The sequence below is a fragment of the Streptomyces sp. NPDC054796 genome, assembly GCF_053611545.1.
In genome coordinates, this window is record NZ_JBSHAO010000073.1 from 25,692 (window position 1) to 35,666 (window position 9,975).

The 9,975-nt window shown below is 74.0% G+C and carries 11 protein-coding genes; 10 read left to right on the forward strand and 1 reads right to left on the reverse strand.

The genetic code is table 11. From position 1 onward, the window contains the following. The first annotated feature begins 299 nt into the window (after positions 1-299). The 10 genes from ACWGJ2_RS36020 to ACWGJ2_RS36065 all read left to right on the forward strand — a co-directional run bounded on the left by ACWGJ2_RS36020 (position 300) and on the right by ACWGJ2_RS36065 (position 9,696). On the forward strand, positions 300-1,754 hold the full coding sequence (locus ACWGJ2_RS36020; RefSeq protein WP_453350577.1) for an aldehyde dehydrogenase family protein: 1,455 nt from the start codon (positions 300-302) through the stop codon (positions 1,752-1,754). Positions 1,755-1,879: 125 nt separating this feature from the next. Beyond that, positions 1,880-2,050: a 50S ribosomal protein L32 gene (gene rpmF, locus ACWGJ2_RS36025; RefSeq protein WP_453350578.1), complete on the forward strand. Its 171-nt coding sequence runs from the start codon at positions 1,880-1,882 to the stop codon at positions 2,048-2,050. Positions 2,051-2,159: 109 nt separating this feature from the next. Continuing rightward, positions 2,160-2,786 (forward strand): TetR/AcrR family transcriptional regulator, encoded by a 627-nt coding sequence (locus tag ACWGJ2_RS36030; protein WP_453350579.1) that lies wholly within the window; start codon positions 2,160-2,162, stop codon positions 2,784-2,786. A gap of 52 nt (positions 2,787-2,838) precedes the next feature. Then, on the forward strand, positions 2,839-3,438 hold the full coding sequence (locus tag ACWGJ2_RS36035) for a DUF4865 family protein (RefSeq protein WP_453350580.1): 600 nt from the start codon (positions 2,839-2,841) through the stop codon (positions 3,436-3,438). Continuing rightward, positions 3,435-4,475 carry a phosphotriesterase family protein gene (locus tag ACWGJ2_RS36040; RefSeq protein WP_453350581.1) on the forward strand — a complete coding sequence of 347 codons (1,041 nt, stop codon included), beginning with the start codon at positions 3,435-3,437 and terminating at the stop codon, positions 4,473-4,475. The genes ACWGJ2_RS36035 and ACWGJ2_RS36040 overlap by 4 nt, the downstream gene beginning before the upstream one ends. Positions 4,476-4,516: 41 nt before the next feature. Beyond that, on the forward strand, positions 4,517-5,284 hold the full coding sequence (locus ACWGJ2_RS36045; protein ID WP_453350582.1) for a metallophosphoesterase: 768 nt from the start codon (positions 4,517-4,519) through the stop codon (positions 5,282-5,284). Positions 5,285-5,501: 217 nt separating this feature from the next. Further along, positions 5,502-6,572 carry a hypothetical protein gene (locus ACWGJ2_RS36050; RefSeq protein WP_453350583.1) on the forward strand — a complete coding sequence of 357 codons (1,071 nt, stop codon included), beginning with the start codon at positions 5,502-5,504 and terminating at the stop codon, positions 6,570-6,572. Between the two features lie 39 nt (positions 6,573-6,611). Further along, positions 6,612-7,379, forward strand: coding sequence for a GH12 family glycosyl hydrolase domain-containing protein (locus tag ACWGJ2_RS36055; protein WP_453350584.1), 768 nt, complete (start codon positions 6,612-6,614; stop codon positions 7,377-7,379). A gap of 304 nt (positions 7,380-7,683) precedes the next feature. Continuing rightward, positions 7,684-8,937 carry a sensor histidine kinase gene (locus tag ACWGJ2_RS36060; RefSeq protein WP_453350585.1) on the forward strand — a complete coding sequence of 418 codons (1,254 nt, stop codon included), beginning with the start codon at positions 7,684-7,686 and terminating at the stop codon, positions 8,935-8,937. Positions 8,938-8,991: 54 nt separating this feature from the next. Then, positions 8,992-9,696: a response regulator gene (locus ACWGJ2_RS36065; protein WP_453350586.1), complete on the forward strand. Its 705-nt coding sequence runs from the start codon at positions 8,992-8,994 to the stop codon at positions 9,694-9,696. A 63-nt stretch (positions 9,697-9,759) separates the two neighbouring features. Here ACWGJ2_RS36065 and ACWGJ2_RS36070 read toward each other — a convergent pair. Next, a partial coding sequence (locus ACWGJ2_RS36070) for a substrate-binding domain-containing protein (RefSeq protein WP_453350587.1) occupies positions 9,760-9,975 on the reverse strand: 216 nt, incomplete at its 5' end.

A 9,975-nucleotide genomic window follows, 5' to 3' on the forward strand; every position in this document is an offset into this window, starting at 1 on the left:
GTGCCTCGTGCCTCGTGCCTCGTGCCTCGTGCCTCGTGCCTCGTGCCGACGGGCGTGCCGTACGCGCGTGCTGTGCGGGCATCGTGGCGCCGTGGCATGACCCGGTCAACGGTGATTCGGGTCAACCTCTCTGCCGCCTCGCCCTTCCCGTCGCCAGCCGCCAATCCGGCGTGCGTGCGGACAGGACTGCGCCGCGTCGGACAAGAAGGAGTCGTGGTCCGAGCCCCTACGGTGGACCGCAGAGAGTCATGGAGTGCCGGTCCGGCACCCTCCCCACCATTCCGGAAGGGCGATCCGCAGTGACAACAGCGACTTCCCCTCACGCGTTCTGGCTCGCCGGCCGCCCGGCCACCGGCGACAACACGCTCGATGTCACCTCGCCCTGGGACGGCCGCCATGTCGGCACCGTCAGCGTTCCCAGTGACGCCCAGGTCGAGGAGGCGGTGGCCGCGGCGGCCGCCGTGGCCGAGGAGTTCTCGGCCACGCCCGCACATGTGCGGGCCGCCGCGCTCGACCACGTGGTGACCCGCCTCGTCGAGCGCTCCGAGGAGATCGCGGCGCTGATCTCCGCCGAGAACGGCAAGCCCATGAAGTGGGCGCGCGGCGAGGTCGGCCGGTGTGTCTCCGTCTTTCGCTGGGCGGCCGAGGAGGCGCGCCGCTTCAACGGCGGCGAGGCCCAGCGGCTGGACTCCGACGCGGGCGGCGTGGGCCGTCTCGCCTACACCCGGCGCTTCCCCTACGGGCCCGTACTGGGCATCGCGCCCTTCAACTTCCCGCTCAACCTCTGCGCCCACAAGGTCGCCCCGGCCCTCGCCGTCGGCACCCCGATCATCCTCAAGCCCGCCCCGGCCACGCCCCTCTCCGGGCTGCTGCTCGGCGAGCTGCTGGCGGAGACGGACCTGCCCGAGGGCTCGTGGTCGGTGCTGCCCGTGCCCAACGACCGGATGCCGGACCTGGTGCAGGACGAGCGGCTGCCGATCATCTCCTTCACGGGCTCGGCCCCGGTCGGCTGGTCCATCCTCGACTCGGCGCCGCGCAAGCGCGTCACCCTGGAGCTGGGGGGCAACGGCGCGGCCATCGTGCTCGCCGACTTCGCCGACGAGGCCGACATCGACTGGGCCGCGCAGCGCATCGCGACCTTCTCCAACTACCAGGCGGGCCAGTCCTGCATCTCGGTGCAGCGCGTCATCGCGCACGAGTCGGTCTACGACCGGCTGCTGCCCAAGGTCGTCACGGCCGTCGAGGCGCTCCAGACGGGCGACCCGTCCGACCCGGCCACCGACGTCGGCCCGCTGGTGAGCGAGGAGGCGGCCAAGCGCGTCGAGTCGTGGGTGGAGGAGGCCGTCTCGCGCGGCGCGAAGCTGCTCACGGGCGGCAAGCGCGAGGGTGCCACCTACGCGCCGACCGTCCTGGAGGACGTCCCCGCCGACACCAACATCGGCTGCGAGGAGGTCTTCGGTCCCGTCATGTCGTTCACGCGGGTCGACAGCGAGGAGGCGGCGTTCGCCGCGGCCAACGACTCCAAGTACGGCCTCCAGGCGGGCCTGTTCACCCACGACATCCAGGCCGCCTTCCGCGCGCACCGCGCGCTGGAGATGGGCGGTGTCGTGGTGGGCGACGTCCCTTCCTACCGCGCCGACCAGATGCCCTACGGCGGCGCCAAGCAGTCGGGCGTCGGGCGCGAGGGCGTGCGGTTCGCGATGGAGGACTACACCTACGAGCGCGTCATGGTGCTGACCGGCCTGGAGCTGTAGCGGCGCGCGCGCCGCGCGCGGCGCACGCGGGACTCACAGGGACGCGCGGGGTCGGGCGGCACCCGTCAGGCAATCGACAATCGTTTTCATGTAGTCTGACGGTGTCCCCGACCCCGGAGGTTCCCGTGGCTGTCCCCAAGCGCAAGATGTCGCGCAGCAACACCCGTCACCGCCGCTCCAACTGGAAGGCGACGACCCCCGACCTGGTGCCGATCACCGTCGAGGGCCGCGAGATCAAGGTGCCGCGGCACCTCGTGCGCGCCTACGAGCGCGGGCTGCTGGGCCCCGAGGACTGATCCGCCCCTCCGTCCCTCCGGTCCCGTCGCCGGTTCGTGTCACGTCCCGCCGTGGTGCGGACCGGCGGCGTCTTGACGTTCTGTACCTACTGGTATGTACAGTGCGGCCATGACGCCCCGCGAGAGACCCGGACCCGGACCCGGACCCGTGAACGGGCCCGTGAAAGGCTCCGGCACCGCCGAGAAGCTGATCGAGGCGACCCGCGAACTCCTCTGGGACCGCGGCTACGTCGGCACCAGCCCGAAGGCCATCCAGCAGCGCGCAGGCGCGGGCCAGGGCAGCATGTACCACCACTTCAACGGCAAGCCCGACCTCGCGCGCACGGCCGTGCGCCGCAGCGCGGAGGCGATGCGCGCCACCGCGGCGGCCGACCTGGGCGGCGAGGGGAGCGCGTACGAGCGGGTGCGCGGCTATCTGCTGCGCGAGCGCGCCGTGCTGCGCGGCTGCCGCGTCGGCGGCCTCGCGCAGGACCCGGACATCGTCGCGGAACCGGCGCTGCGCGAGCCGCTGGAGGAGACGTTCGCCTGGCTGCGCGGGCGGCTGGCCGAGGTGCTCGAAGAGGGCCGCGCGAGCGGCGAGTTCGACGGCGCGCTCGACGCGCCGGGCACGGCGGCGGCCATCGTCGCCGTCGTCCAGGGCGGCTACGTCCTCGCGCGCGCCGCCGGCGACCCAGCGCCCTTCCGGCAGGCGGTCGAGGGACTGCTCGGCCTGCTGGACGCCCGCACCCGCTCCTGACTCGCACCCGCACCCGCACCCGCTCCTGAGCTTCCTGGAAGGGCCCGCCTCCGTGCATGCCATGCAGTACGAGATCACGCTGCCCGCCGACTACGACATGGGCGTCATCCGCCGTCGCGTCGCGGCCAAGGGTCATCTGCTCGACGGTCACCAGGGGCTCGCGCTCAAGGCGTACGCCATCCGCGAGCGCGCTGCGGAGAACGCGCCGGGGCCGCGGCAGCCCGTGAACCAGTACGCGCCCTTCTACCTCTGGGAGGGCCCGTCGGCGCTCACGGACTTTCTGCGCGGGCCCGGATTCCAGGGCCTGAGCGCCGACTTCGGCCGTCCGACGGTACGGAACTGGCACGGCCTCGGGCGCACGGACGGCCCGGCGAGGGGCGCCGTCCCCCGCGCCGCCGAGCGGCGCACCTGGGCGCTGCCTCCCGGCGAGGACGTGGGCGCCCACGCCGGGGCGGCGCTCGACGGGCTGCGGGAGCTGGCCCGTCAGCCCGGTGTGCACACGGCGGCGCTCGGGCTCGACCCGCACCGGTGGGAGCTGGTCCGCTTCGTCCTCCGCGACGGTATGACGGCGCCGGGCCAGGGCGAGAGCGAGGGCAATGGCGAGGACGCGTACTACGAGGTGCTGCACCTGTCCGAGGGGCCGGGCCTGTGACCCCCGCGGGGAGCGGCGGCCCGGCCGTCCGCACCGTGCTCGGCGACGTGCAGGGCGCGGCGCTGGGCGTGTGCGACGCGCACGACCACCTGTTCCTGCGCAGCCCGCGCCTGCCCGGCCAGGAACTGGCCGACCTCGAAGCGGCGGAGGCCGAGCTGCGCGGGTTCGCGGCGCTCGGCGGCCGGTCGGTCGTCCAGTGGACCCCGTACGGCATGGGCCGCCGCTCGGGCGCGCTCGTCGAACTCGCCCGCCGGACCGGGATCCATCTGGTGGCGGCGACGGGGCTGCACCAGGCCGCGCACTATGCGCCAGGTGCGTCGGGGGACGTGTCCGCGCGGGACCTGCCGGGGTACGGGAGCGACGATCCCTCGGAGGGGCTCGCGGAACTCGCCGACCTCTTCACCGAGGAGCTGACACAGGGCGTGCGCGGCGGGGTCTGCGGGGAGCGCGCCCGCGCGGGCCTCATCAAGGTCGCGGGCGGCCTCCACGGCCTGGACCCGCACGCGCGGCGCACCCTCGGCGCCGCGGCCCGCGCACACCACGGGACCGGCGCGCCCGTCGCCGTCCACCTGGAGGGCGGCACGGCGGCCCCGGACGTCCTCGCGCTGCTCTGTGGCGAACTGGGCGTCCCGGCGCGCAGCGTCCTCCTCGGCCACCTGGGCCGGTGCCCCGACACCGGTCCGCACCGCGAGGTGGCCGAGGCGGGCGCCTGGCTCGTTTTCGACGCTCCCTCGCGTGCCCACCACACCACCGACCGGCGCCTGTTCGACTCCCTCGCCGCGCTGGTCGAGGACGGGCACGGGGCGCGGCTGCTGGTCGGCGGCGACACGACCACGGCGGCGGCGCGCGGTGCCCCCGGCATGCCGTATCTGCTGCGGACGCTCCGGCCGCGCATGGAGCGCGAGTTCGGCCCGGAGCTCGCCGAGCAGGTCTTCGTCCGCAACCCGGCCCGCGCCTTCGCCGCCGACTGGGCCGATGTACCGGCCACACCGGTCCCCACAGCCCCGGCCGCCCCACCGGCCGACCCGGCCGCATGACCAAGCTGCTTCACGTCAGAACCGAACGGAAGAGGCCCAGCATGTTCGTCTTCGCGCAGCTCAGCGACATACACCTCGGTCACGACAAGGGGGACGGAGGCGTGCGGGCGCGGGAGCGGGCCGAGCGCGTGCTGCGGTACCTCGACGCGCTCCCCGGCGAACTGGACGCCGTCCTCCTCACCGGGGACATCGCCGACCACGGCGCTCCGGAGGAGTACGAGACGGCCGTCAAGCTGCTCGCGGGCTCGCGGCACGCGCCCCTGCTGTGCCCCGGCAACCACGACGCGCGCGGCCCCTACCGCGCCGCCTTCCTCGGCGGCGACCCCGCGGACACCTCGCCCGTCAACGAGTTCCATGTGCTGCCCGGCGCCACGTTCGCCATGTGCGACTCCAGCATCCCGGGGCGGGGCGACGGCTACCTCGACGACGGCACCCTCGCGTGGCTCGACCGGTCGCTGGCCGGGGCGCCGAAGGACCGGCCCGCTTTCGTCTGCTTCCACCACCCGCCGGTGCCGCTGCACGGCCAGTACGTCGACCCCATCAGACAGTTCGGCGAGGACCGCCTCGCCGAGGTCGTCGGACGGCACCCGCACGTCGCGGCCCTGCTGTGCGGCCACAGCCACACGCCCGCCGTGACCACGTTCGCCTCGCTGCCCCTCGTCGCGGCGCCCGGCGTCGTCTCCACGCTCCGCATGCCGTGGGAGGGGGCGGGCGAGGGGCCGCTCGACTACGCGCTGCCGCCGATGCTCGCCTTCCACGTGCACGACGACGAGGGGCGGCTGACGACCCACTTCCGGGTGGTGCCGTAACGGCGGCCACGGCCGGCACGGAGCCGGAGGGGGGCCGGAGGGGGGCCGGAGCGGGGCCGGAGCGGGGCCGGAGCGGGGCCCGGAGTAGCGCTTCCGTGTGCCCGGTGTGTGTCCGATGCGTGCCGGTACGCGGGTGTGCGGAACCGTCGGCCGGACGCGGACGTCTGCCGGGGAGGATTGCGCGGTGATCAAGCGTGGCAGGAGCCCCACGAGCACCATGCACCCCACAAGCAGCGCAGGACGGCCCGACGCGATACGTCGAACGCCGGGCGGCGAGAAGGCGGGAGCGGAGAGCGAGATGAGCGTGCCGGCACCTGAGCCCGCGGAGCGGGCGGACGCCACCGAGCTGGAGGAGATCCTCCGGGACATCGCGGCGAAGCTCGCCTCCGGAATGAAGCCGGGCTGGTCGGAGGTGACCATCGAGTGGACCGCGCTCTCCGGCGCTGGTCACCTCTCCTCCTGCTCGGTCGTGGACGACAGAGGGCGCAGCAGGGGCGCCTCCATCCCGCCCGACGTCAACGACCTGTGCGAGCGGCTGCGCGACGGCATGTACCGGGAGGGCGCGGGCACCTGGTTCACGCTGACCTTCCGGCTCTCGGGCGGCGGCGGCCGTACCGCCTACGACTACGAGGCGAGCTACGACTACGAGGGCAGGCCCAGCGAACTCTTCCGGCCCGAGAGCTACGCCCGTGACCTGCGACGCTACCCGCGCGACGACGCCCATCTGCCGGACTGGCTCCGCGAGCAGCTGCGCGGCCTCCCCAACGTCTACGGAGGCATCCACCTGGAACCGGGGCCCGATCCCGATCCGGGGCCCGACCCCGACCCCGATCCGGGTTCCGGTTCCGGCTCCGGTTCCGCCGGACCGGCCGCGCCCGTGCACACGGCGGGCGACGGAGACCCGCACGCGCCCGTCCCTGTGGACCTCCTCGCGGCGGAGCCCGTGGCGGCGCCGGAGGCCGAGGTCCTCGTGCCCACCCCGCGCGAGTTCGTCGAGGTCCTGCGCGGCGAGGGCTGGGAGGTCGGCGACGGCGAGTACCGGGGCGAGTTCACGTTCTCGAACGGCTGGGCGTCCTTCCAGACGATGTCGGGCCCGCGGCTCGTGCGCTTCGCCGGGCACGTCGATCCCGCGCGGTGGGACGAGCTGGAGGCGATGTTCGCCCGTACGGGATGGAACGTGGGCATCGACTTCCACGGCGAGGACGGCGAGGTCAGCCGCGAGATACTCGCGCGAGGCAGCGTCCGGGACACCGTCAGGGGCAACCTTCACGCGCCGGGCGGCGACTGAGGGGCGTCAGCGCATCCGCGCACCCCCCAAGGAGTCCCCGTGAGCCGCAGACACCCCACACCTGCCCCCACCACCCCCACCACGCGAACTGCCCGCACCCGCCGCGCCCTCGTCCTCGCGCCGCTCCTCGCGGCCCTCGGCCTCTTCGGCTCGCTCGCCGCGCCCTCCCAGGCGGCCCCGGCCTCCCCGGCGGCGGCCTGGGAGACCTGCGACCAGTGGGGCACGTGGCAGAACGGCGGCTACACCCTCTACAACAACATCTGGGGCCAGGGCGCGGGCTCCCAGTGCATCGCCGCCGACTCGGCCTCCCGCTGGACCGTGCGCGCCGACCACCCCAACACGGGCGGCGTGAAGTCGTACCCGAACGCCAAGTACGTCGTGGGCAGGCCCATCAGCGGGATCTCGACGCTGAACAGCACCTTCGACGTGACGGTCCCGAGCGCGGGCGCGTACAACACCTCGTACGACGTCTGGGACTCGGACTACCAGCACGAGATCATGATCTGGCCCAACTGGCACGGCGCCGTGGGACCCATCGGCGGGAAGGTCACCGACGTCAGCCTCGGCGGGCGCCAATGGGCCGTTTACAAGGGCTCCAACGGCAACAACAACGTCTACTCGTTCCTCGCGGCGCAGCAGACGAAGTCGGGCCGGATCGACATCAAGCCGGTGCTCGACTGGATCGTGCGCCAGGGCTGGATGCCTTCCAACGAGGTCATCGGCGACGTCCAGTTCGGCTACGAGATCACCTCGTCGTCCGGCGGCCTCGACTTCAGGACCAACTCCTTCGGCGTGACCGCGAACTGACCCCGGCCCCCGCCCGCCCCCTCTCCCCCCTGCGTACAGCGCCGCGCCTCGGGCCCTTCCCCCGTGTGGCCCGCGTCCGTTTCCCCCTGCGGAACGCCGGTCCCCTGTCCGGGGCGCGGCGAGCTGTACCGGAACGACGGTACGGCGCCCCCGTGCCCCCGGTCGTCAGCGCTCAGCGGTAAGAGGAACCCGTCCTTCTGCGGTATGCGGAGGGCCGCGTCGTACCAGCGCGGTAGGCGGGACCCCCGGCGTACAGCGCGACCGGTGGATGTTGGGCCCGGCACGGCGCGGTTACGCTGCGGCGATGGGGAGGGCATCCGGACTGACGGGGAGGGCATCCGGACTGACGGGGAGGGTATCCGGACTACGGCGCCGCGCGGACAAGGTGCCGTCCTGGGCCTACGACACCGCCGTCGCGCTGGCGATCACCGTCGTCAGCGTCCTGCTCGGACACGACAACGTGCCCGTCGGCTGGCACGGCCTCGACACCCGTGGCACCCTCCTGACCTGCGCCGTCAACCTCCCGATGGCGGCCCGTCGCAAGGCGCCGCTCGCGCTGGCCCTCGGCTCCTACGCCGTGTGGACCACCTACATCGCCCTCGACTACTGGCCCGTCGTCAACACCCTGGGCCCGCTCCTCGCCCTCTACACCGTCGCCTCCCTCCGCCCGCTGCGGCAGACGGTGCTGTGCGCGCTGCTGCTCGCGGCGATCTGGAACTACGCGGGCACGACGGGCGCCGAGGCGAGCCCGGCGACCGTGCTGGGCCAGAGCCTCCTCTACACCGTCGTCATCTGCGGCTTCGGCAGGCTCGCGGGGAAGGCGGCGCGGCGCAGCGTGCGGCTGGCCGAACTCGCGGAGCAACTGCGGCGCGAGCGCGCGGCGGGGGAGCGCAGGGCGGTGGCCGAGGAGCGGGTGCGCATCGCGCGCGAACTGCACGACGTCGTCGCCCACCACATGTCCGTGATCTCCGTCCAGGCAGGCCTGGCCGACTACGTCTTCCGCTCCGACCCGCCCACCGCGCGCGGAGCGCTGGCCACCATCGCGGAGACCTCGGGCGAGGCGCTGGCCGAGCTGCGGCGGCTGCTGGCCGTGCTGCGCGTCGACGAGAACGGCGAACTGACGGGCGGCGACGAGGCGTACGTACCGGCCCCGGGCCTGGACGGCCTCGGAGAGCTGGCCGCGCGGGTGCGCAAGGCGGGGGTGCGGGTGCGCCTCACCGTCACGGGCCGGGTGCGCGAACTGCCGCCCGGCGTGGGCCAGTGCGCCTACCGCGTCGTCCAGGAGGCCCTCACCAACGTCCTCAAGCACGCCCGCGCGGCCACCGCCGAGGTCACCGTGGGCTACGGGGCACGGCAACTGGAGGTGACCGTCACCGACGACGGAACCGGAAGCCAGCCCACCGCGAGAACCGGCCACCACGCCGCCGACGTCCCCGTGAGCGGCGGCGGTCACGGCTTGATAGGCATGCGCGAGCGCGCCAGGATCTACGGGGGTTCGCTGACGGCGGGCCCCAGGGCCGGCGGCGGGTACGAGGTGCGGCTCACCCTCCCCGCCTGACGGCGGAGTTGCGGGGTTACGGGGTTGCGGGGCCGGCGGGGGGAGACCACAGCGATGGCGACCAGGGTGCTCGTCGTCGACGACCAGGTGCTCATACGGGCCGGGGTCGCCGCACTGCTCCGCGCCGCGCCCGGCATGGAGGTGGTCGGGGAGGCGTCCGACGGCGAGGAGGCGGTGCGGCTCGCCGGGCGCGAACGGCCCGACGTCGTCCTGATGGACATCAGGATGCCCGGGGTCAACGGCATCGCGGCCACCGCACGCATCCTGGAGGCGGCCGGCGAACCCCGCCCGCGCGTCCTGGTGCTGACCACCTTCGACCTGGACGAATACGTCTACGAGGCGCTGCGCGCCGGGGCCAGCGGCTTCCTGCTCAAGGACACGGGACCGCAGCGGCTGCTGGCGGCCGTCGCCGCCGTGGCGGAGGGGGACACGCTCTTCGCGCCGAGCGTCACCCGACGCCTGGTCGAGGCGTACGCGCGGCGCCAGGACCCGGAGCACGCGGCGCCGCCCGAGGTGCTGGAGGCGCTGACGGGACGGGAGACCGACGTGCTGCGGCTGGTGGCCGGGGGGCTCTCCAACCCGGAGATCGCCGACCGGCTCGTCATCACCGAGTCCACCGTCAAGACCCATCTCAACCGCACCATGGCCAAGCTGAACCTCGGCAGCAGGGCGCAGGCGGTGGTCCTCGCGTACGAGACGGGACTCGTCACTCCGGGCCATTCCGTCTCGTCCCGCACGCCCGGTCGGCCCGGACACTGATCCGTGGGAGCGGTGACGGTGAGGGGGCGCGGGCGGTGAGGGGGCGCGGGCGGTGACGGCGCGTCACCTCGCGGCGGGCGCCGGGCCCGTGCTGGCCCGCACCGTCAGCTCGGGCGGCAGCAGCTCGACCCGGTCCGCCAGGTCCTCGCCGCGCTCCCTCGCCCCGCTCCGCGCCATCACCAGGTCCACGGCGCGCCGCCCCATCTCGTGCGCGGGCACCGCGACGGAGGTGAGGGGCACGGACGCGTCCGTTGCGACCTGTTCGGGGCACACGGCGAC